This is a genomic window from Rhizobium sp. WSM4643, from assembly GCF_025152745.1.
In the GTDB taxonomy this organism is placed as follows: domain Bacteria; phylum Pseudomonadota; class Alphaproteobacteria; order Rhizobiales; family Rhizobiaceae; genus Rhizobium; species Rhizobium leguminosarum_I.
This window is the reverse complement of sequence record NZ_CP104041.1, coordinates 605,411-627,412: the sequence shown is the minus strand read 5'-3', so window position 1 is coordinate 627,412 and position 22,002 is coordinate 605,411. Positions and strand designations below refer to the sequence as shown.

16 protein-coding genes and 2 pseudogenes are annotated in these 22,002 nt (G+C 60.0%); 9 read left to right on the top strand and 9 right to left on the bottom strand.

Annotated features, from left to right (window positions below; all coding sequences use genetic code 11):
- Positions 1-272: 272 nt before the first annotated feature.
- Positions 273-562 (bottom strand): annotated as a pseudogene (locus N1937_RS31470) (hypothetical protein); the annotation flags it as partial.
- Positions 563-732: 170 nt separating this feature from the next.
- Here N1937_RS31470 and N1937_RS31465 point away from each other — a divergent pair.
- Positions 733-945 carry a hypothetical protein gene (locus N1937_RS31465; protein WP_018493339.1) on the top strand — a complete coding sequence of 71 codons (213 nt, stop codon included), beginning with the start codon at positions 733-735 and terminating at the stop codon, positions 943-945.
- A gap of 391 nt (positions 946-1,336) precedes the next feature.
- Here N1937_RS31465 and N1937_RS26820 read toward each other — a convergent pair whose 3' ends face one another.
- A complete protein-coding gene (locus tag N1937_RS26820; protein ID WP_260059425.1) occupies positions 1,337-2,326 on the bottom strand; it encodes a potassium channel beta subunit family protein in 990 nt (329 codons plus the stop codon).
- Positions 2,327-3,938: 1,612 nt separating this feature from the next.
- Between N1937_RS26820 and N1937_RS26810 the strand changes: the two are divergent.
- Positions 3,939-5,569, top strand: a pseudogene (locus N1937_RS26810) (ArnT family glycosyltransferase).
- A gap of 145 nt (positions 5,570-5,714) precedes the next feature.
- Here N1937_RS26810 and N1937_RS26805 read toward each other — a convergent pair.
- Complete coding sequence (locus N1937_RS26805) at positions 5,715-6,485, bottom strand: alpha/beta fold hydrolase (protein ID WP_017967385.1); 771 nt, start codon at positions 6,483-6,485, stop codon at positions 5,715-5,717.
- Between the two features lie 189 nt (positions 6,486-6,674).
- On the bottom strand, positions 6,675-7,427 hold the full coding sequence (locus tag N1937_RS26800) for an SDR family oxidoreductase (protein WP_260059423.1): 753 nt from the start codon (positions 7,425-7,427) through the stop codon (positions 6,675-6,677).
- 412 nt (positions 7,428-7,839) lie between these two features.
- Here N1937_RS26800 and N1937_RS26795 point away from each other — a divergent pair, with 412 nt between their 5' ends.
- The 7 genes from N1937_RS26795 (at position 7,840) to N1937_RS26765 (ending at position 15,459) form a co-directional block, all read left to right on the top strand.
- Complete coding sequence (locus tag N1937_RS26795; protein WP_260059421.1) at positions 7,840-11,475, top strand: PAS domain-containing protein; 3,636 nt, start codon at positions 7,840-7,842, stop codon at positions 11,473-11,475.
- Entirely contained in the window at positions 11,472-12,113 is a 642-nt protein-coding gene (locus N1937_RS26790) for a response regulator transcription factor (RefSeq protein ID WP_162116382.1), read from the top strand. The genes N1937_RS26795 and N1937_RS26790 overlap by 4 nt, the downstream gene beginning before the upstream one ends.
- Before the next feature lie 2 nt (positions 12,114-12,115).
- Complete coding sequence (locus N1937_RS26785) at positions 12,116-12,493, top strand: response regulator (protein WP_017967389.1); 378 nt, start codon at positions 12,116-12,118, stop codon at positions 12,491-12,493.
- A 1-nt stretch (position 12,494) separates the two neighbouring features.
- A complete protein-coding gene (locus N1937_RS26780) occupies positions 12,495-13,187 on the top strand; it encodes a response regulator transcription factor (RefSeq protein WP_170258415.1) in 693 nt (230 codons plus the stop codon).
- A gap of 191 nt (positions 13,188-13,378) precedes the next feature.
- The gene (locus tag N1937_RS26775) at positions 13,379-13,732 is read left to right on the top strand and encodes an ArsR/SmtB family transcription factor (RefSeq protein WP_162116409.1); all 354 of its coding nucleotides are present in this window, start codon (positions 13,379-13,381) and stop codon (positions 13,730-13,732) included.
- Positions 13,733-14,135: 403 nt separating this feature from the next.
- Positions 14,136-14,801 carry a nitroreductase gene (locus N1937_RS26770; RefSeq protein ID WP_162116408.1) on the top strand — a complete coding sequence of 222 codons (666 nt, stop codon included), beginning with the start codon at positions 14,136-14,138 and terminating at the stop codon, positions 14,799-14,801.
- A gap of 85 nt (positions 14,802-14,886) precedes the next feature.
- Complete coding sequence (locus tag N1937_RS26765) at positions 14,887-15,459, top strand: NADPH-dependent FMN reductase (protein ID WP_162116380.1); 573 nt, start codon at positions 14,887-14,889, stop codon at positions 15,457-15,459.
- Between the two features lie 183 nt (positions 15,460-15,642).
- On the opposite strand, the gene N1937_RS26760 is transcribed toward N1937_RS26765, so the two are convergent.
- The 5 genes from N1937_RS26760 to N1937_RS26740 are packed head-to-tail and all read right to left on the bottom strand — an operon-like array spanning position 15,643 to position 21,896.
- Positions 15,643-16,830, bottom strand: coding sequence for a galactarate dehydratase (locus tag N1937_RS26760; RefSeq protein WP_162116379.1), 1,188 nt, complete (start codon positions 16,828-16,830; stop codon positions 15,643-15,645).
- A 12-nt stretch (positions 16,831-16,842) separates the two neighbouring features.
- On the bottom strand, positions 16,843-18,054 hold the full coding sequence (locus N1937_RS26755) for a mandelate racemase/muconate lactonizing enzyme family protein (RefSeq protein WP_260059420.1): 1,212 nt from the start codon (positions 18,052-18,054) through the stop codon (positions 16,843-16,845).
- A complete protein-coding gene (locus N1937_RS26750) occupies positions 18,051-19,772 on the bottom strand; it encodes an ABC transporter ATP-binding protein (protein WP_170275935.1) in 1,722 nt (573 codons plus the stop codon). The genes N1937_RS26755 and N1937_RS26750 overlap by 4 nt, the downstream gene beginning before the upstream one ends.
- Before the next feature lie 7 nt (positions 19,773-19,779).
- Positions 19,780-20,901 carry an ABC transporter permease gene (locus N1937_RS26745; RefSeq protein WP_017967395.1) on the bottom strand — a complete coding sequence of 374 codons (1,122 nt, stop codon included), beginning with the start codon at positions 20,899-20,901 and terminating at the stop codon, positions 19,780-19,782.
- A gap of 8 nt (positions 20,902-20,909) precedes the next feature.
- Complete coding sequence (locus tag N1937_RS26740) at positions 20,910-21,896, bottom strand: ABC transporter permease (RefSeq protein ID WP_260059404.1); 987 nt, start codon at positions 21,894-21,896, stop codon at positions 20,910-20,912.
- Positions 21,897-22,002: the final 106 nt, after the last annotated feature.

The window sequence follows — 22,002 nt, the reverse complement described above, 5'->3', positions numbered from 1 at the left end:
GATCTTTTTCCCAGGTAACTGCGCAATTTTGAACGAAAGCGCTTCAGTTGCGCAGTTACTATATGCCTCGATTCGTTACCAATTTACAAATGCTTAACCAAACCGTCCGTTTCAGCCCGCCGAGACGGCCGACGACATGACACAGATTTCCGGTGATTCGCCTATTCGCCGAGGGCTCGAAGTGACTGATACCCACGGTGGCTTTCCAGCCGACCGAGATCAATGACGTCGCCGTATAAGCCGGATTTATCAACAGCTTGGGCGCTGCCTCTCTATTTCCCATCATCCTTCAGGTAGTTGTTGCCGTTGACCGTCGGAACCTTTGTCCGGCTCGAACATGCTCATGGTCTCGGTCTTGCCGCTCGCGTCGGTCAGATCGAGACGATAGCCGGAAGCTTGTAGCGTCCGCTTGCGCCGGCCGGTTGCTTGACGTGGTGACGCCCGATTGCGATCCGCCGATTTCGTTCGTCATCGAGGCGCCCGACCAGCCTGTGCGTTCGAAAGTATCGTTTCGATGAATCCTCAGCGTATGGCTGGACGCCACCGACCCCGATGAGGTCTGGGATTTTATGCAGGTTTCTTGAACGCTTAGCCAATGCTCCACTAAATGGATTACTCACGACGCCACGCCACCTCCTATTAGGCGAATGGCGGGGGGCCGGCAAAAGTGGGAGAACTATCGACCGGAAATTCTCCGCACTTGAAGGTTCCTACGACGCCTGGAGGTGTGCCATGAGAACCATGTGCTCCGCATTGACGCTGTGCATCGCCATTGCCCTTTGCACGGCAAATGCCAGATATGTCACCTTGCCCGGATACGCCTTCAAGACCAACCCGAAATGTCAGCGCCACGAACCGAAAACGAGGTTTGACACAAGGTGCGACTGGCCGAGATTGGGCTTCAAGGACTTCACGCCCCCGCTCGTGACCGTGCTTGGAATCTGAAGATCCTTCTCAGCATCCGGCGCTTTAGAGATAACCGCTGGCACGGAAATAATCGCCCGGGCAGTTGCCCGACCCGCCCGAGAGGCTCTACTCCCGCGCCAGCACGAAATCGTGCTCATCACTTCGCCGAGTTTGTCAGGTCCGTCTTCGAGAGCTTGCGCCACCTGATCAAGCGTCATGAGGAAGCCGTCGTCTGGGGCAACTAGCGGGGCGGCAGCCTGCGATGAAGACGTGCTTCGCTAACGACCGAAATTGGGATGTACGGGTCGCTACGCGGCACCTCACATTCTCGAACATTCCCACCGCCGCCCGCAGCACCATGGTGCTGGTAACATAGCTGGCGCTTTTCCCTCGACGACACTTAATCCGGCTCGTCGAGGGAGATTTGTTCTTAGAAGCGACGCGGTCCTTCGGGCTTGTTTCCGACGATCGTGTCGATCCGGTCCAGAACGTCAGACGTCATCTTCTGTCGGTGTGAGAGGGCCGCGAGATTGTCCTGCAACTGGCTGGCGCGCGAGGCTCCGAGAATGACGGTCGAGACGTTTCGATTGGCAAGGCACCACAAAAGGGCGAGATGCGTGATCGACAGGCCGATCTCGTCCGCGAGCTTGGCGAGCTCGCCGACTTGTCTGAGCTGGGAGCGGCCGGCATCGCTGGACCACTTCTCCTTCAGCCATTCGTAGCCCGGCAGGTTCATACGGCTGTCGGCCGGAACACCGTCGTTGTATTTGCCGGTCAGGACGCCGGAGGCCAGCGGCGACCAGATCGTGGTGCCAAGGCCCATCAGGTCATAGAGCGGCAAGTAATCGGACTCGACCTTCTGGCGTTCGAAGATGTTGTACTGCGGCTGCTCCATGGTCGGCGGCGTGATGCGCAAGTCCCGGGCAACGGCGTAGGCTTCCGTCAATTGCTGTGCGGACCATTCCGACGTGCCCCAATAGAGCACCTTGCCTTGGGCGACGAGATCATGCATTGCCCGGACCGTTTCCTCGATCGGCGTGTCGATATCCGGGCGGTGGCAGAAGTAAAGGTCGAGATAGTCGACCTGAAGCCGCTTGAGCGCTGCATGGCAGGCATCGGTCACATGCTTGCGCGACAGGCCGCGCTGTGTGGGCTTCTGGCCTCCCCAGAAGACCTTGCTGGAGACGACGAAGCTGTCACGGCTCCAGCCAAGCCGGTTGAGCGCCTCGCCCATCACGATCTCGGACTTGCCGCTCTCGTATCCTTCAGCATTGTCGAAGAAGTTCACCCCGTTGTCGTAGGCAAGCTTCATCAGGTCGACGGCGTCGCCTCCATCGACCTGTTTGCCGAACGTGACCCATGAGCCGAAAGAGAACTCGCTCACCTTCAGGCCCGACTTTCCCAAACGTCGATATTCCATCATGCAACTCCCGAAAGTTATGAATAGGTACCGGCCGGTCACCGGGGTCGGTGTCGCCCGATTGATCGACGACCGATTGGCGTAATCTATGGCATGAACAACGATATGCGAGGCTCAGCTATCGGTTCTCATACCTCTTTTGTGACGAGACGCCGAATCCAAAGAAAAGGGCGCTCCACGACATCAGTCGGAGCGCCCGTGGCATGCGGTCGACGACGTTTGCGGCGGAGGTCGACAGCAGCAACGGCAGAATGATGAGATTCGGAACGGATAGGCAACATGCGATTGCCATCTGCGACGTTATCGCCCGCTGATTGATCGTGTCGTCCACCGGATATCCACAGCCTATCCACAGGCACGGCGGCGGCGACCGCAACAACTTCAATGACATTCGCCTGGCGGCAAAACACTCCTCACAAATGCTTATGTGACTGTGGAATGACACCGCATTTTTGTTTATCTGCTTGGATACAAACCGTGGCCTGGCTCAGATAGGCTCAGCGCTCCTCCCGACCGTGGCGGCGGACGCCGGGAGGGGTGGGCGGTGGGCAACATGAGGGCCCGCCGCCTTCTTTTAACCGCGCCCCGGCCAGTTCACACGCCACTCTCACGGACAACCAAGTCGTTGGAAAGGCAATTCGCGCGTCCTCCAACCGCCAGCCCTTTACCACGCGCATTGCTAGCCTGGCGGCGTGGCGGCCGGTGTTGCCGATGAACTCACCGTCAACTCATTGCTGCAGGTGCGCCGACGATCCGTGCGGCGGCCTGGAAGCCCGCGTAATCCGATGCCAATCCTTTGGACCTGCCGCCGCCACTTCAACGCTAGCTGCCAGAATCCGGCCCAATGTTGACTTAGCCGGCAAATGAGTGTTTGCCATTTGCTGTTTTGCAGTGCACAATATTTGCTGCCAACAGGAGTTGAGCCGGTGAGAATTTGCATCTACAAATCAGATGAAGCTCCTGAAGTAACGCTATTTTTGCGAGAAGGCGTACCGGTGCCTGCACATCCGAAGGGCCAAAAGTGGCGGCACTTAAAAGCGGTTGTTGGCGAAGAGGTAAGGGCGGACCTTCTGACACAAATAGAGATCGGCAATGGATGTCTTTTCGTCAACCTTGGGGCATCCCCGAAGCACTGATCCAGGATGCTGCGGTGAACGCCGTTTCACCCGACATGGAAATATACTCGCTCATTATCGCACCCGCCACCAGATCACCAATCGGCCGTCCTCCAGCAGAATGCCGATAGCGGCGCCCTTCGATAGGCGATCACCTCCTCACGCTCAGCGTCTCCCACGGCTTCGCTGATCGGCGGCTCGCGCATCCCGCACTCCATGCCTCAATTTCAGATTGGCAGCCGCCCCGCTGATGTTCTTGTTATGTTTGAATGAGTCGCTAATCAATCTGGGTGAATTGCTTTTTAAGGCTTTGCTGATGAACTGCCATCATGAGAAAACCGCCCCGCAAGCCTTCCAAGACGCTGCCCGGTGAAGCCTCCGAACCGCTCCGCAGCCGGCCGCGCCGGCGGCGAGATCCCGCTCAGCCTAATCTTGCTCTCGATCCGATGCCGGCGCATATCGCGCCGCGTCGGGCGGAAGGGAGGACACGGTTTCAGATAACGCACGAGCCGGAATTGAATCAGTCCAAGGGTCAGCAAAGTCAGCAGCAGACGACCGACCGGGACATCGCTGCTCGCAACTACCTGAACCTCGACACCGCGATCTTGCTGGGGATCCTGTTTATTGCGATCGTCTTCAGATTCCACAAGATCACCTTGCCGCTGGTCGACGGCTTCAGCTGGCGCGAGATAAGCACTGCAATGATGGCCGACAATTTCCAGCAGCGCAGCTGGAACATTTTCTTTCCGGAAGTCAGCTGGACCGGACCCGGACCAAGCTATCAGGGGCGCGAGTTCCAGATCGTCAGCTATCTCACAGCCCTGCTCTATCAGTTCTTCGGCTGGCACGACTGGTTCGGCCGCATGGTTGCTGCCTTCTTCGGTCTGGTGACGGTGTTTTCGCTGCACCGGTTAACGGCGCTCTGCTGGGACGAGATGCACGCCCACGCGACGGCACTTGCCTACGCGCTGATGCCGGCGGCGGTCATGATCGACAGCTCGTTTCTTCCCGATCCCGCGATGCTGGCCTTGGTCACTCTCGGCGTCTGGCTGTTCGTCAAATACTGGGCGGGCGGCAGCGGCTGGCTCTTGCCGCTCGCCACGGTCTGCTTCTCGCTCGGCGTGCTGTCAAAGCCACCAGGCATCGCTGCCGGCGCCGTCATCTTCTATCTGATGGTCTGCTGGATTCTGGAGAGGAAGCGAAAGCAGGCGACCTGGGTTTTCCTGTCGGGGCTTTTGAGCCTGGCCATCATTGGCGCTTATTTCAGCTGGGCGATTTATCTCGCCGCAGCTATCCGCCGTTTCATGTCGCCGGCACCGGCGGCTATATCTGGGATGACGGCTTCTGGACATATGTCAGGGACAGATTCTACTTCGAATCCTTATGGAACACCTCGGTCTTGTGGTTCTACGGCTATCCGTTCTTGGTGCTGCTGGCCGTCGGCTTGTGGATGCCGCCCAGCCCCGCCGAAGACCCGAAGCAACGCACCCTTTCGGCCATTCCCTACGTGTGGCTGGCTGCGGCCATGATCGTCTATCTGGCTGCGGCCGGCGAGATCACCAGCAATGTGTGGAACTTCCACATCTTCCATGTGCCGGTCGCGATGTTCTGCGGCCACGGCGCGCTTTTTCTGGCAACGCTTGCATCGCGAAGCATTCTAACGCCGGCGGTTGTGCTTCGCTCGATCTGCATCGTCGCCGTCGGGCTTGCGTGGTCGACATTGCCGCTCGTCAGGACGATGAAGAAGCCAATCGCCATGAAGGGCAAGCTGCTTGGCGAGGAACTGGCGCGGTTGGCGCAACCGGGCGACCTCGTCGTCGCCATCGCGCCCGAGGTCGGCGATCCCGTCGCAGTCTACTACAGCAGGGCGCGCGGCTGGTTGTTCCCGCCTGGCGGAGGCGATGTCGAATGGTCGAAATTCGTCGCGGATGACGCCACCGCGATCGCACAGCTCGAGGAATTGCGCGCGCAAGGCGCGGATCTGTTCGGCGCGGCCAAGAACGCCGTCGACAAGCAGGGCCGGCTGTTCGTCGAGCATCATGATGGTGTCATCGACTATCTGGACAAGACCGCAACCAAGCTTGTGGATTCAGATGATTTGCTGGTCTACAGGATCACCCGTCCATGAGATCGCGACAGTTCACGGCCATCGGCTTGGAACAGGATATGGCCCCGACAGTTCGAGAGAAAAGAGACTTCGGTATCTCGCATTGCGTATTGCCTTACCACGACCGGATCAATGCTGATCCGGTCGCAGAACCACAATGCGCCGTTTATTTATTGGACGCAGCGTCTTCGATGACCTTCGCGACTTTATCGGGATGAGAGACCATCACGACGTGAGACGCGCCTTTCACCACAACCGTCTCTTTAGAACCCGCTCGTTCCGCCATCCATCCTAGCGCCTTTGGCGGTATGTTTTTATCCGCGTCACCATAGACGAACCAAGACGGGATCTTCTTCCAGCTCGCCACGGTCGAGGCCTCGCCAAGAGCCTTATCGGTGATTGGGCGCTGTGTTGCGGCCATCAGCTTGCCATCCGCCTTGGATACATCTGCAGCGAATTGATCGTGAAACGCGCTCTGCTTGATGTACAGGTCCTTTACTCCCCCATCCAACTGCACGGGTTCCGCGAGGGTCGGTGCGAGCGTGCTTCCGGGAAACTTGCCCGAAAGCACAAGGGCAGTTTCCCCAACATCGGGCGCGAACGCCGCGACGAAGACGAGCGATTTGACATTGGCGCTGCCGGCTGCTGCCTCGTTGATCACTGAGCCACCGTAGGAGTGGCCGACGAGAACGACGTCGGTCTTCAATCCAGCAACCACTTTGCCGACGTAATCGCCATCGGACGTTACGCTTCGAAGCGGATTAGCGACCGCCACCACCGGATATCCATCTTTTTCAAGACGTGTGATCACGCCATTCCAACTGGAGGCATCGGCAAATGCGCCATGCACAAGGACGACCGTCGGCTTTTCGGCCGCATGGGCGTTCAAAAGGCCACCTGCGGTGATCGCGACAGCGGCGACAAATATCTTCAACATAGTCAAACTCCTTTTATATCGCACGCGATTACTTAGTGCACAATATTTCGGAAAGCAAGTCCTGGAATTCCCGTTCACCTCGATTTGACGATTGCGGTGAGCCATTGAGACCACACGCATTGCTCAGACCAGACCCGGCAACGATACCGGTCAGCGGCAGGTCAATTTTAAATCCAAAAGCCGCATGACCTACTCCCCCATCGATTGGTAGAGCCAGTCGGAGAGCTTCTCGGTTGCAACGCGCGCGCCGGCGCCTGGAAGCAGCGCGTCGTCAGTCAATTCAACGCCGAAATACGAGGTGGATGGATCCGTTACCACCTGCCGTTCATCTTCGTTCGCGGTGAGATAGATCCGAGCGATTTCATCAATAGCGAATTGCTCCGGGCCACTGATTTCGGCGACATCGTTGAACGGCGCTCCCATTGCCAATTCCGCCAGCAACGCGGCGACGTCTCCAGCTGCGACCGGTCTCATGAACGCCGGCGGCAATCGAAACACATCACCATCAGCGCCGGTGTCGATCAATCCGCTGATGAACTCGTAAAACTGCGTGGAGCGGAGAATAGTATAGGGTCGCTTCGACGCCCTGATGAGATTCTCCTGCACCATTTTCGCGCGGAAGTAATCGCTTTCAACGAGACGCGGCGTACCGACGACGGAAAGTGCAAGATAGTGGCTGACGCCGGCCTCAGTTGCGGCAGCAAGCAAATTCCTGGTCGAAGCCCTGAAAAAATCCAGCGCGGCGCGGTCGCCGAAGGACGCCGCGTTGGTGACATCAACAATGACCTCAGCCCCTGCCAAGGCCGCATCAAGGCCTTTTCCGGTGATGGTGTCGACGCCCAGCGACAACGATGCGGCCGCGACTTGATGACCGGACTGGCGCAAGTTTTCACTGAGCCGTGTTCCGATAACACCTGTTGCTCCCGCCACCGTGATTTTCATCTCAGCACCCCTTTGTTGCATTGCGCGGCGCGAATGAAGACGAGATCGCCGACGGGCTCCCCATCGTCTTCAATGTCTGGCGATCGATTGGATCGACAATGACTGGAAAACCAGGCGCCCTCTATCGTCCGTGGGGATCGGTCGCTTTAGCCGTAGGTCTAGGAAAACCAGCCCAACGGTCAGGATGCCCCACCAGGAAGGCAGAACAGGTCCCCAATTCCTCGTTTGCGCAAAAGTGCCGACCCCGGCACGGCGGTTACATCCCCGCGCAATGCATGGGTTTCCATGAGTTGCGGTTGTAATGTGGCGGGGTTACGGTTTGAACATGAGCTCGCCAGCCCCGAAATCGAGAAGAACTACGGTACGAAACGCCGACGATCCGCTGGCTTTGCCTGTCCGGCAGGAGCAGCTGATGATGAGCGTCTGGTCGCACCGCCCCCGACCCCTGCATCTGGGGCTTTTCATCGTCGCCTATGTGCTGGCATGCGGATTCGCGCAGTCGCTCGCAATTGTCCCTGGAACCGGCATTTCCATCTGGCCTGCGGCGGGGCTTTTCATCGCGACACTTGTCCTCGCCCCCCGCTACAGCTGGCCTTGGTGGGTACTGGGGGGCTGCCTGGCTGAATTGTTCAGCAATTACGTATGGTTCCACAGCCCCCTGCCTGCGGCCGTCCTGATCTACATCGGCAACGCTCTTGAAGCGGTGGCCGGAGCATGGCTCGTCAACCAGACTTTGAAGCGGCCAGTTCGGTTTGAAACCTTGCAGGACGTTTTGGCATTTGTGGTACTGGGCGCAGGGATCGCGCCCATCGTCAGCGCGACTGTGGGAAGTGCGACCCTGGCATGGTTTGGCATGCAATCGCAATCCTTCGCAACGGCTTGGCCTCTATGGTGGATCGGAGACGCCACCGGCGTCTTGATCGTAGCGCCGCTGGCGCTGGTTGTATTTCATAGCTGGCGCGGCAAGACCCAGCTCTCAGCCGCGCAATGGGTGGAAGCTGGCGTCCTGGGATTGATCTTTCTCGGCGTTGCCGCTCTTTCTCTGAGCGGCTACCTCCCCTTCGCATACATCATCATGCCGCCCCTTCTTTGGGCTGCCGTTCGCTTCGAGTTCAAAGGTGCTGCCGTATCCTTGGCTCTCCTCGCCCTGATCACGGCGCTGTTTACGATAACGGGGACCAGCCAGTTCGCCGGCGATCCCGAGTCCCAGAAGCACAAGCAGGTCATGCTGCAGCTTTTTCTGGCCATCTCGGCATTTTCGGCGCTCATCGTGGCCGCCATTTCCCGGCAGCACCAGTCGGCATTGCTCAATTTGCGCCAAAGCATAGAAACATTGCGGGAACGGGAGGAGGAGCTTTCGCATCTCGTGGATATGGTTCCGAGCCATGTGTGGCGCCTGACGCCCGATGGCGAGCCGACATTCTTCAATAGGCGGATGGTCGATTTCCTCGGCCTGGATGTGGTGGATTTCGATAAGCCGGGCATGAGTCGGCTGGAGGCGCTCCTGGACGCCACTGTTCATCCCGAGGATGCGGTGGGGTTCGGTGATGCCCTGCGGAGGTGTCTTCTCACGGGCGAGAACTTCGCCAGCCGCTATCGCTTGCGCCGCGCCGACGGAATTTATCGCTGGATGTCGAGCCGGGCCGAGCCAATGCGGGATCAGGCGGGGCGCATCGTCCAATGGTACGGCCTTTGCCACGACATCGACGATCAGGTCCATGCCGAGGAAGCTGTGCGTCGAAGCCAACAACAGCTTCAGCAGATCATAGACGCCGTGCCGGTCCGCATCTGGAGTGTAGAGCCTAACGGCGGGTCGTTCTATTTCAACAAGCGGTATCAGGACCATTTCCGCTCGGTTATCGCCAATTTCGACGCTCTCGGTGAACCGCGCATCGACGATCTGCTGCAGCAGCTGGTTCATCCCGAAGACGCTCCCGATATCCAGCGCACGCTCCGGAACTGCTTCGAAACCGGCGACGGCTGCGCGATGCGATTTCGCTGGCGCGAAAAGGATGACGTCTACCGCTGGGCGGAGTGCCGGGTGGAGCCTCGGCGCGACGAAAACGGAACGGTCGCGGAATGGTATGGCGTTTCTCTCGACATCGACGATGAGGTGCGCGCACTGGAGGCGTTGCGTAACCGAGAGCGCGAACTCTCGCAGCTCGTCGACATGGTCCCCGCTCAGATCAGGCGCCTGACGCCGGAAGGGGAGCCGGTCTTCTTCAACAAACGCCTGATCGACTTTTTCGGTCTCGACGTAGGCGATATGGACAGGCCCGACATGAGCCGTCTCTCGTCGGTCATTCACACCCTCGTCCATCCCGATGACGCATTGAGGTTGCTGGAGACGGTTCACCATTCCCTCGCCAGTGGCGATCCCTTCTCGATAAAATACCGCATGCGCCGTTTCGACGGTGCCTATCGCTGGGTCGACGGCCGCGCGGAACCGCTGCGGGATCAAGGCGGCGCAATCATGCAATGGTATGTGATCTCAGTCGACATCGACGACGAGATGCGCGCGCAGGAAGCGCTGCGCGACCGCGAGCGAGAGCTTTCGCAACTGGTGGATATGGTTCCCAGCCTGCTCTGGCGGCTCAACTCGGAAGGCACCCCGACCTTCTTCAACCAGCGCCTGATCGATTTTCTCGGTCTCGGCATCGCCGATATGGAAAAGCCCGGCTTGAGCCGGCTGGCAGCCCTCATCGAAGCCGCCGTCCATCCCGATGATGCCGCCAGCCTCGCCGAAGCGCTCAACCATTCCCTCGTCACCGGCGAGGGCTTTTCGAAGCAGTATCGCCTGCGGCGCGCCGACGGCGCCTACCGCTGGGTGAAAGGCAGCGCCGAACCGCTGCGGGATCAGAGCGGCCGTATCGTCCAATGGTATGGCCTGTCGCATGACATCGACGATCAACTACGCGTCGAGGAGGCGTTGCGGGAGAGAGAACGATCGCTCTCGCAGCTCGTTGAAACGCTGCCGGCAATGATCGATTGCGCAGCACCTGATGGGGAGCCGATCTATCGCAGCCAGCAACTGCGCGACTTCCTCGGTTATAATCTCGATGAGTTGGATGGAACAGGCAAAACCCGGCTGGACGGCACACTCGATGCCGGGGTTCATCCCGACGATGTGGCAGGGGTCAAAGAAAACTATGCCCATTCATTGTCCACTGGCGAGCCCTATGCGCGTAGGCACCGTCTGCGGCGCCATGATGGTGAATATCGCTGGGTCGAGACGCGCGCGGCACCGATGCGCAATGCCGAAGGCGTCATCGTCCAGTGGAATGTCATATGCCTCGATATCGACGGTGAAGTTCACGCGGAGGAAGATCTGCGTCGAGCGCGAGAGGGTCTTGCACGGGCGAGCCAGGTGGCGAGCCTGGCCGAGCTTTCGGCCTCCATCGCGCACGAGGTGAACCAGCCGCTTGCGGCCGTCGTGGCCAACTCACACGCCTGCCAGCGCTGGCTCATGGCCGAGCCGCCGAATATGGAGCGTGCACAGAGGACGGTCGAGCGCATCATCCGGGATGCCAACTCGGCGGCGGATGTCGTCAGCCGCATTCGCGCCTTGTTCAAACAATCCGTTGACAGGAGGATCCAGACGACGCTCTCCAGCATCATCGACGAAGCCCGCAACCTCATGGCTGACGAAACGTCGCGGCGTCGCGTTCGGATGGACGTGAACGTCGACGGCAACCTTCCGCTCATCGCAGTCGATCGCATCCAGATCCAGCAGGTTCTGATCAATCTGATCCGCAACGGCATTGAGGCGATGGAAGCCATTGCAGGAGATAAGTTGATCGAGATGCGCGTGCGCCACATCGGCAATGTCGTGCAGACCGAAATCAGCGATCGCGGCCACGGTATCGAGTTCCCCGAGAAGATGTTCGACCCTTTCTTCACGACAAAAGAAAATGGGATGGGCATGGGGCTGGCGATCTGCCGCTCGATCGTCGAGCAGCATGGTGGCCGATTGTGGGCCGAGAAGAACGACCCCCGCGGAGCGACGTTGATCTTCACATTGCCTATTGAAACGAAGGCGGTGCCATGACGGTTGACGACCATATCGTCTTCATCGTCGACGATGATGAACGTGTTCGGGAAGCGCTCGGCGAGCTGCTGGACTCGCACGGCATGCGCGCCATCGCCTTCGAATCGGCCGGCGACTATGTGAGAGCGGACAAGCCGGACGTGCCCGCCTGCCTCGTGCTGGATATCGAGCTGCCTGACATCAACGGTCTCGATCTGCAGAGGCAGATCGCCGACAGGGATCATCCGCCGATCGTCTTCATTACGGGACACGGCGACATTCCCTCCTCCGTGCGTGCGATCAAGCATGGCGCGGTGGATTTCCTGACCAAACCGTTCAGCGATGCGGATCTCATGGCGGCAATCCAGGCGGCGCTTGCTCAGGATCGGGAAAAGAGAGCCGAGCGCGCCGAGATCGACATGCTCAGACGGCACTATCTCGACCTGACGCCGCGCGAGCGCGAGGTGCTGCCACTCGTTGTCAGCGGCCTTCTCAACAAGCAGGCGGCAGCCGAATTGGGAATCAGCGAAGTAACGCTGCAAATCCACAGAAGAAATGTGATGCAGAAAATGGCGGCGGCGTCGCTCGCCGATCTGGTGCGGATCGCGGAGAGATTGGAAATACCAATAACCCACTCGCGCCGAGTGGGAGGGAATTGAACATGAACAAGACAAGACACGTCGTGGCAATCGTCGATGACGATCCGAGGTTGCTGGAATCGATGGGCGACCTTCTGGAATCTGCGGGTTATGTGGCCCGCAGCTTCTCGTCGGCGGGCTCGCTGCTCATCAACGGGCTGTCGGACCTCGACCTGCTCATCACCGATATCGGAATGCCTGGCATCGACGGCTTCGAACTTCGTGACCTCGTGAGGAAGTCACGTCCGGAGCTGCCGGTGTTCCTGATCACCGGCCGCCACGAGATAGCCGATCAGGGACGCGCTCAAGGCGCGGGCGGATTTTTTCGCAAGCCCTTCGATGCCCAGGCCCTGCTGGCGGCCATCGCCAATGCTTTGCATAAATCGACAGATGGAGGGTGACATGAGAGTTGACCAGCCGTTGCAGCGGAGATCGGCGCCGTTATCACTGCAGTGCACTTATGAAGAGAACCAGCCGCTTGTCATTATCGTCGATGACGACGCATCGGTTCGCGAGGCGCTATCGGAGTTGATCCTGTCGGCGGGTTTCCAGTCGACCAGTTTTGCTTCGACCCGTGAATTGCTTGACGCCGATATCTTGGACAGCCCCGGCTGCCTGATCCTCGATGTGCGCATGCCGGGGGCAAGCGGCCTCCACCTGCAGCGTCATCTGGCCGAAAATGGCAATTCCAAGCCGATCATCTTCCTGACCGGGCATGGCGACATCCCGATGACCGTCCAGGCGATGAAGGCCGGTGCCGTGGATTTTCTCACCAAACCGGTGCGGGACCAGACGCTGCTCGACGCCATCAGTGCAGCCATTGCGATGGATGCCGAACGACGGGCGGAAGCCGCGATCGCCAAGCGCAATATCGAGCGCTTGGAAACGCTGACGCAGCGTGAACGCGAAGTTCTGCATGAAGTGGCACGCGGACGTCTGAACAAGCAGATCGCCTTCGACCTCGGCATCAGCGAAGTGACAGTCAAGCTGCATCGCAGCAATGTCATGCACAAGATGGAGGCGGCCTCTATCGGCGAACTGATCCGGGCCTGGGAAACACTGCCCGCACAAATGCGCCAGGTCGGCCCGCGCTAGCGCATAGGCGAAGGATGCCGGCCTCGAACATGATCTGCCGCCGCTGTCCATTTGATGCGCGCCGTATCCGATTCGCGCCGGAAAAGACGACGCGGCGCCGATAATGGGTTTCGGCCCCGCACCCATGCGTTATCTCTAAATTAAAGCTCGGGGATATGACCCGGCTTTGGTTCCCCAAAGGAGATCTCGCCTTGAACAATCAATCGTCAGCCGCGCCGTCCCCTGAATCCAACGCCTTCGACAACGAAGCAAACTTCTTGTCGGCCATGGGGAACGCCAAACGGCTTCACATTCTGCATCTGCTGGCCGAAGGAGAAATGTCCGTGGGCGTTCTGGCCGACGAGGTCGGATTGAGCCAATCTTCGACTTCCCAGCATTTGGCAATTCTTCGAGATCAGGAACTCGTGCAGCCGCGAAGGGCTGCCCAGACGATCTACTATTCACTTCAATCCGACGCGGCCAAGGCGATGCTCGATACGCTCGCTGACGTCTTCGGATGGCACCGTCGCACCCAAGGGGAACGCGTCCGAGCCGCAGGCGCCTGACGAAATGACGAACCGTTGCCCTTGCGGCTCATGATTGGCCTCCAATTCTGCCGAGCATGATCTTGTAGGCAACTCAGTATCGGCGCCGAGGCAACGAAGAGCAGCGCAGCGGGGAAGAACGCGGTTTCGAAGGAGATGATTGCGGCTTGAGCGTAAGCGCCAAGCTGGAAGTCGGGGCGTAATTCCAGGCCGGGATGCAGTTGCGCGGGAGTCTCGCGATCCTTCGCCCACATGCCCCCGATCGCATCGATCCCTGATGTACGTTTGATGTACGCCTCCTAGACCACGGTGTGATTACGCCTCCATTGCGAATGGAGATAATGAACCACATCAGGAACGGAACAGTCAGCACGAGACGGCCATGACTATGGTCGTAACGAACGGCCGGCGGACGGAGGCGATCATGGACGTATATGAGGCAGTCAAAAGTCGACGGTCGGTGCGCGGATTTAAAGACGAGCCTGTGCAGAGGGAGGTGCTTGAGCGTGTGCTGTCCGCCGCCGCTTGGTCGCCGTCAGGATCGAACATCCAGCCGTGGAACACCTACGTGATGACGGGCGCATCGCTGGCAGAACTCAAGACGTCCGCCGTCGAGCGCGTCGCCCATGGCGACCCCTGGGACAAGCGGCAGTACGAGATGTACCCGCACGAGCTGAAGCCCCCCTATGGGGAGCGCCGGTCCGCCTTCGGCAAGGAGCGCTACAGCGCGCTCGGTATTGCGCGCGAGGACTGGGAGGCGCGCCAGCGGGCAGCAATCGCCAACTGGAACTGTTTCGGCGCGCCCGCCGCCCTGTTCTGCTACATCGACCGTGACCTGGGGCTACCCCAATGGGCTGACGTCGGCATGTATCTGCAGACCGTCATGCTGTTGCTCCGCGCCGAAGGTCTGCACAGTTGCCCGCAGATGGCGTGGTCGCAGGTTCGCGAGACGGTCGCGGAGGTCCTGTCGCCCCCGGACGGGCTGATCCTCTTCTGCGGCATGTCGATCGGGTACGAGGATCCCAGGGTCAGTTACGCCCGTACAGGCCGCGCCCCGCTCGACGAGACGGTCACGTTCCTCGGCGATTAGTGACCTGCGATCAAAGGACAGGAAACCCCTTCTGTGATCCTAGCGTATGATACGTCCATTCTCATGCGAGATATTGGAGAACGCCATGACCACGCATAAAGTAGGCTATCTCATCGGCAGCCTCGCCAAGGGCTCGATCAACCGCAAGCTCGCCAACGCGTTGGTGCGGCTCGCCCCGCCGGAACTTGAAATGTCGGAGATATCCTTCAAGGACCTGCCGCTCTACAGCTACGACTATGACGCCGACTACCCTCCGGCTGGCAAGGCATTCAAAGCGGCAATCGCGGCTGTCGACGCGGTGCTGTTCGTCACGCCCGAATACAATCGATCCATACCCGGCGGGCTGAAAAACGCCATCGACTGGGCGAGCCGCCCCTACGGCACCAACTCGTTCACACGCAAGCCATCAGCGGTGATCGGCACGTCGCCGGGCGCGATAGGCACGGCAGTCGCCCAGCAGAATTTGCGCAGTGTGCTCAGTTTCTGCAACTCTCCCCAGATGAATGCCCCGGAAGCATACATCCAGTTCACAACGGGGCTGATCACCGATGACGGTGAGGTCACGAACGACCAAACCGCTGATTTCCTTCGCACTTACATGCAGGACTTCCATGTCTTCATCGCAAGGGTTCGCTCAGTGCTGCCGAAAGATGCCTAGAACAGGATGATTTTAGGCCGGTCGGCCTAAAATCCGAATCCTGTCCTAAATTAAATACTTAGAGCATGATGTCACCCGAAACCGCTCACACCTTTCGGCATCATGCTCTAGAAGCGTCGCCCTGCGGGCGCTGGCCGCGTCCATCCGGGCGGCCAGCGCCTGTTATGAAAGCGCGCAATGCCCTCAGGCGAAGGCGTAGGAGCCGTCGGGCCGCTTAGGCACGCGCCGCTGCCAATGGATGTAGCCTTCCTCTTCCATCGCCTTCTCGTCAATTTCGACGCCCCAGCCCGGCCGATCGGGACGCAATTCGAGATAACCGTCCTTCGGCAGATAGGGATCGACGACGTAGCGGGTTTCTCCCTGCCGCTTCTCGATATCGATGCCGCCATAGACGTAGGCCTGTCCCTTTGGCAGCCGGTATTCGAGGATGCGGAAATTTTGCACAGCGGCCGAAAAATGAACGTTGACCGCGGTGGCAAGCGGTCCCATCGGGTTATGCGGCGCCACACCGACGAAATAGGCTTCGGCGAGCGTGGCAATGCGGCGCATTTCACTGATGCCGCCGACAACACAGATATCCGGCTGGATGAGGTCGGCGCCCTTGACCTGTAGCAGGCGCAGGAACTCGTTTCTGTTATAGAGCGACTCACCTGTCGCCAGCACGCAATTGAGCCCCTGTTTCAGATCACCCCAGGCCTCGATGTTCTCAGGCCGCAGCGGTTCCTCGTAAAACAGCGGGTCGTAGGGGGCCAGCGCATTGCCGAGTTGCCTTGCGGCGATCGGCTCGAAGATCTTGGCGTGGGCGTCGAAGGCAATCTCGTATTCGTCATTGACCGTTTCGCGCAGCGAGCGGAAATAATCCGCCGAGGCTTTGACGACATTGCCCCAGCGATGTGCGTGCATGTCGAGCCGCCAGGGGCTAAGCTTGAAGGCGGTAAAACCCCACCCCTCCTTCAGACGATCGAACTCGTCGCGGGCCGCCGGCGCATCCGGTGCGGTGTATACTCCGGCATAGACCTTGATGCGGTCGCGTACTTCGCCGCCCAGCAGCTTGTAGACCGGGACGTTCGCCGCCTTTGCGGCAAGGTCCCACAGGCAGTGATCGAGCGCGGAGATCGCGGCAAGGCCAAGCGCGCCCGGCGGGAACCGGCTTTGCTGGATCAACAGGTTGACGAGATAGTCGACGCGTGTCGGATCCTGGCCGGACAAAAATTCGTAGAGATAATCGAGCAGCGGCGGAAGCGCCTTGTCGGGGCCGTGATTGTAGCATTCGCCCCAGCCCGTCAGCCCGTCATCGGTGTCGAGTGCGACGATCACGCGGGGACGGTCCTTGTCGCGGGTCATGAAAACCCGCATGCGGTCGATCTTCATCTTTCTGTCCTTCTAGCGATTGAAATAGCTGCGGCGCGACTGGCGCGTCTGCACGTAGAGATGCTCGTTGTCGGTTCCGGGATTGTAGGCGCCGGCGCTTTGCGGCACCGAGACATTGCCGTTGCTGGGGAAGCGCGCCACGAAGGCCTCGTCGATATCGCAGCCAAGTCCCGGGCCATTGGGAACGGCGATCAAGCCGTCGACCTGTTGCGGATGCGGCACGATCGTCTGGCGGCGGCCCTCCCAGTCATCGTCGAGGCGCTCGAGGATGAGGGCGTTCGGGATCGCCGCAAGCAGATGCAAAGCCGCATATTCCGCCACCGGCCCGAGCGAGCCCGAATGCGGCGCCATCTGGATATGATGCGCCTCGGCCATGGCCGCGATTTTCTTCATCTGGGTGATGCCGCCGGCCCGGCCTGTGTCCGGCTGGATCACGTCGACCAGTTCCTTCTCGATGAGCTCACGCTCGCCGAAGATGGTTGCCGAACGTTCGCCAGCGGCAAGCGGCACATGCGCTGCATCGCGGATGCGCCGGTAGCCGTCGATATTCTCCGGCGCGATCGGATCTTCCGCCCACATCAATTCATAGGGTTCGAGCGCCCGGACCAGCCGGCAGGCATCCGCCGGCGTCAGCCATGGCGGCCCATGCAGATCGATGGCGATGTCCATGTCGTCGCCGACGGCCTCACGCAGGGCGGCGACCTTGCGGACCGGATCGGCGACACCGCCGCATTTGATCGCCTTTATGCCGCGGTCTTTGAGGGCAAGCGCGTGCTCGGGTGTATTTGCATGCGAATAGATCGGGATCCGGTCGCGCACCTTGCCGCCGAGCAGCATCCAGACAGGCACGCCGAGCGCCTTGCCCTTGATGTCCCATAGCGCCATGTCGATGCCGGTCATCGCACCGCCGCCGACCGTCCCGAGCATGCCATGGCCCATCATGGCGATATGCATCTTCTGCCACAACCGTTCGATATGGGCCGGATCTTCGCCGATCAGGAGTGGGGCGAGATCATGGATCGCCGTCTCGACGACGCGCGGCCAGCCGGAGCATTCACCGATGCCGGTGATGCCCTCGTCGGTATCGATTTTCAGGAAGAGCCAGTTTCTGGTACCGCCGAACTGCTTGGAGGCGCCATCGCCCGCAGGTTGGTCGGAAGCCCATTTCGAGGGGTCTGGCTGACCGACACGCATGAGAAAAGTGCGGATCCCGGTGATTTTCATCGCAGAGAACTCCCATTCTTCAGAATGTCCGGCGCGACATAGCGGAAACGCCTGGAATGATCGCGATCACGCGGATCGGGGCGCGGGATCGCCGATATCAGCGCCTGCGTATAGGCGTGCTCGGGCGTGCGGCAGACCTTCTCCGCATCGCCGATCTCGACGAGCTGGCCTTTGTACATCACCCCGACACGGTCGCACATGTAGCGGATAACGCCGATGTCATGACTGATGAAGATATAGGCGAGGCCGAGTTCGTCCTGCAGGCGCATCAGCAGATCGAGCACCTGCGAGCGCACGGAGACGTCGAGCGCCGAAGTTGCCTCATCGGCAACGATGACGCGCGGATTGAGAGTGATGGCGCGGGCAATGCCGATGCGTTGACGCTGGCCGCCGGAGAATGCGTGTGGATAGCGCTCGCGTGCCCTCGGGTCGAGACCAACCTGCTCCATAAGATGGCAAACCCGCTCTTCCAGCGCCCGCCCCTTTGCGACACCATTGACGAGCAGCGGCTCGCCGATGATCTGGGAGACGGTCATGCGCGGGTTGAGGGAGCCGAAAGGATCCTGAAACACCATACGCAATTCCCGCCGCGCGGCGGCGAGCGTCTGACCTTTTGCCGTTGCCAGATCGATGATGTCGCCGTCGGCACGGCGATAGAGGATTTCGCCTGACGTGGGATCGATCAGCCGCATGATCGAGCGACCCATCGTCGTCTTGCCGGATCCGCTCTCGCCGACGATGCCGAGTGTTTCGCCCGGCAGAAGCGAAATGGAAACATCGTCCAGCGCTTTCACCTCGCCGAAATCCATCGATACATTGCGGAGTTCGAGGATCGGTGGCGCCGTCGTGTCGAGCGGCGGGCGCGCCAGCCGGATTTCGGCCTTCGCTTCCAGCTTCAGCACCGAGCCGATCAGCATCCGGGTATAGTCGTCTTTCGGCGCATGAAAGATCTGCTCGACCGGCGCATATTCCTTGGCGACGCCGTTGTGCATAACGAGCACATCGTCGGCGATCTGCGCCACGACGCCCATGTCATGCGTGATGAAGAGCACGGCCATGCCCTTGGCCTTCTGCAGCCGCGCGATCAGGTCGAGAATTTCGGCCTGAGTCGTCACGTCGAGGGCCGTGGTCGGCTCATCGGCGATCAGCAGCTGCGGTTTGCAGGCGAGCGCCATGGCAATCATCGCGCGCTGGCGCATCCCGCCGGAATATTGAAACGCATATCGGTCCAGCGCTTTATCAGGTGAGGGAATCTCGACCTGCTTAAGCAGCGATATGGCTTCCGCGCGAGCCTCTGCCTTGCTCATCCTGGTGTGTAGGCGAAGCGCCTCGACGATCTGGTTGCCGACCGTGTGGATCGGTGACAGCGACGACATCGGCTCCTGGAAGATCATGGCGATGTCGCGGCCGCGGATCGCTCGGATCTGACGCCCGCGCGGATTGAGGCTGGTCAGATCGATCGAGCCGCCGTTCTGATCGTTCAGTGTGATCGATCCGCCGGATATGCGGCCGGGCGCATCGACGATCTGCAGGATCGAACGCGCCGTCACCGACTTGCCGGATCCGCTTTCGCCGACGACACAGAGCGTCTTGCCCGGCTCGATCGAGAAAGACAGATCGCTGACCGCGCGAAAGACGCCGGTGCGCAGAGGGAACTCGACCGTCAGATTTTTCACCTGGAGCAGCGGCCTGCCGGCAATGGGAAGGATATCGGTCATGCCGGCCTCATTTGTTGTAGGGGTCGGCCGCATCGCGCAGGCCGTCGCCGAGAAGGTTGAGCGCCATCACGGCGACCACGACGGCACAGCCCGGCATGAAGAGCCAAGGCGCGGTGGCGATCGAGCGAATGTTCTGGGCCTCGCGCAGAAGCACGCCCCAGGAGATGGTCGGCGGCTGCAGACCGAGCCCCAGAAAAGAGAGAGAGGTTTCGGCAAGGATCATCGCCGGCACCGCAAGCGTGATCGAGGCGATGATATGGCTGGCGAAACTCGGCAGCATATGTCGAAAGATGATGCGCCTTTCGCGAACACCGTCGAGCCTGGCGGCAGCGACGAATTCCTCGGTGCGCAAAGACAGGAAGCGGCCGCGAACGACGCGGGCAAGCTGCGCCCACCCGGTCAGCGACAGGATGATCGTGATCATCATATATTGCAGCGTCGCAGGCCAGTCCTGCGGCAGGGCTGCGGCCATTGCGAGCCAGATCGGGATCGTCGGCAGCGACAGCACGAAATCGATCACCCGCTGCAGGAAGAAATCGATGCGGCCGCCGTAATATCCCGAGATGCCGCCGAGCACGATGCCGAGCATGAGCGAGAAGAAGACACCGACGAGGCCGATCGACAACGAGATCTGCGAGCCCTGCACCGTTCGGCTGAAAACATCGCGCCCAAGCCTGTCGGCGCCGAACAGAAGCAGCGGCGTCGTCTTGTCGGGCGAAGCGATCAGATGGATGTTGGTCCTGAACAGGCCGAATACGGAATATTCATAGCCGCGCCCGAAGAACTGGACGTCGACACGTTTTGTCGTGTCTTCCTTGAAGATGGCGGCCAGCGTTTCCGGATCGCGGGTCAGCTTCATCGGATAATAATGCGGGCCAAAAGAGAACCCATTCTGCGTATCGATCAGATGCAATCTCTGCGGCGGGTGAAAAGTCGCCCGCGCATTTTGCAGATTCGGGTCGTTGATGGCGAAGAAGCCGGGAAGCAGGGCAACGATATACATCAGCACGGTGACGACGAGCGCGACCATGGCCAGCCGATGCCGGCGGAAAGCCCACCAGATGAGCTGCCACTGCGATGCGACGGCGGCGCGATCCGGTGGAATGTTCGTAACGGTGATGTCGGCCATATCGGCTCCTATTCCAACCGGATGCGGGGATCGACCAGCGCAAGCAGGATATCGCTGATCAGAGAGCCTATCAGCGTCAGCGCGCAGATCAGCAGAACGAAGGCGCCGGCGAGATACATGTCCTGAGCCATCAGCGCCTGCAGCAACAAGGGAGCAGCCGTCGGCAGATTGAGGACGATGGCGACGACGACCGAGCCGGAGATGAGATTAGGCAGCAGCCAGGCAATCGTCGAGATGAACGGATTGAGCGCGATCATCAGAGGATATTTCACCAGCAGCCGGAACTCGGAGAGACCTTTTGCCCGTGCCGTGGTCACGTAAGGCTTCGGCAGCTCATCGAGCATGTTGGCGCGCATGACGCGGATGAGGCTCGCCGTCGAGGAGACGGCAAGAATGATGACGGGAAGCCAGAGATGCGAGAAAAGATCGCCCATCTTGGCGAAGCTCCAGGCCGCGTTCTCATATTCCGGCGAAAAGAGCCCGCCGACATCCTGGCCGAATTCGACAGCCGCGACATACATCAGCACCAGCGCCAGCAGGAAGGACGGAACGGCCAAGCCGAAGAAGGTGAAGGCAGTGAAGAAATAGTCGCCGATCGAATATTTGCGCACGGCGGAAAAGACGCCGATCGGCAGCGCGATCGCCCAGGTGGCGATCAATGTCGACAGAGCCAGAACAAGCGTCAGCGCCATGCGTTCCCAGATCAGATCCGAGACCGGCTGCTGCCATTCGAAGGAAATGCCGAAATCACCGCGCGAAAGGATACCCCATGTCCATTTGAAATATTGGATCAACATCGGATCGCCGAGACCGAAGCGTTCGCGCAATTGCGCCGCCGTGTTCTGATCGACAATCTCGTTAGAGGCGGCCAGCGTCGCGATATAGGTGGTGACGTAATCGCCCGGCGGCAGCTGGATCAGCACGAAAGCGAGGAAGCTGACGGCAAAAAGCGATGGAATCATCCATAGCAAGCGTTTGGCGATGAAGACCAGCATGGGGCGCCTCTTGCATTGAACGCCGCCTTCCGGACCTTGCCGGCCGCCATGGCCGGCAAGGCATCTCGGAGGGCGAACTGAAAGAAAGCGCCGTACCGTCAGGCAC

Coding starts and splice junctions, on each gene's coding strand:
- N1937_RS26765 (WP_162116380.1), top strand. CDS start 14,887: ATGACCACGCATAAAGTAGGCTATCTCATCGGCAGCCTCGCCAAGGGC.
- N1937_RS26790 (WP_162116382.1), top strand. CDS start 11,472: ATGACGGTTGACGACCATATCGTCTTCATCGTCGACGATGATGAACGT.
- N1937_RS31465 (WP_018493339.1), top strand. CDS start 733: ATGAGAACCATGTGCTCCGCATTGACGCTGTGCATCGCCATTGCCCTT.
- N1937_RS26760 (WP_162116379.1), bottom strand. CDS start 16,830: ATGAAGATCGACCGCATGCGGGTTTTCATGACCCGCGACAAGGACCGT.
- N1937_RS26780 (WP_170258415.1), top strand. CDS start 12,495: ATGAGAGTTGACCAGCCGTTGCAGCGGAGATCGGCGCCGTTATCACTG.
- N1937_RS26770 (WP_162116408.1), top strand. CDS start 14,136: ATGGACGTATATGAGGCAGTCAAAAGTCGACGGTCGGTGCGCGGATTT.
- N1937_RS26785 (WP_017967389.1), top strand. CDS start 12,116: ATGAACAAGACAAGACACGTCGTGGCAATCGTCGATGACGATCCGAGG.
- N1937_RS26755 (WP_260059420.1), bottom strand. CDS start 18,054: ATGAAAATCACCGGGATCCGCACTTTTCTCATGCGTGTCGGTCAGCCA.
- N1937_RS26820 (WP_260059425.1), bottom strand. CDS start 2,326: ATGGAATATCGACGTTTGGGAAAGTCGGGCCTGAAGGTGAGCGAGTTC.
- N1937_RS26805 (WP_017967385.1), bottom strand. CDS start 6,485: ATGTTGAAGATATTTGTCGCCGCTGTCGCGATCACCGCAGGTGGCCTT.
- N1937_RS26745 (WP_017967395.1), bottom strand. CDS start 20,901: ATGGCCGACATCACCGTTACGAACATTCCACCGGATCGCGCCGCCGTC.
- N1937_RS26740 (WP_260059404.1), bottom strand. CDS start 21,896: ATGCTGGTCTTCATCGCCAAACGCTTGCTATGGATGATTCCATCGCTT.
- N1937_RS26795 (WP_260059421.1), top strand. CDS start 7,840: ATGATGAGCGTCTGGTCGCACCGCCCCCGACCCCTGCATCTGGGGCTT.
- N1937_RS26800 (WP_260059423.1), bottom strand. CDS start 7,427: ATGAAAATCACGGTGGCGGGAGCAACAGGTGTTATCGGAACACGGCTC.
- N1937_RS26750 (WP_170275935.1), bottom strand. CDS start 19,772: ATGACCGATATCCTTCCCATTGCCGGCAGGCCGCTGCTCCAGGTGAAA.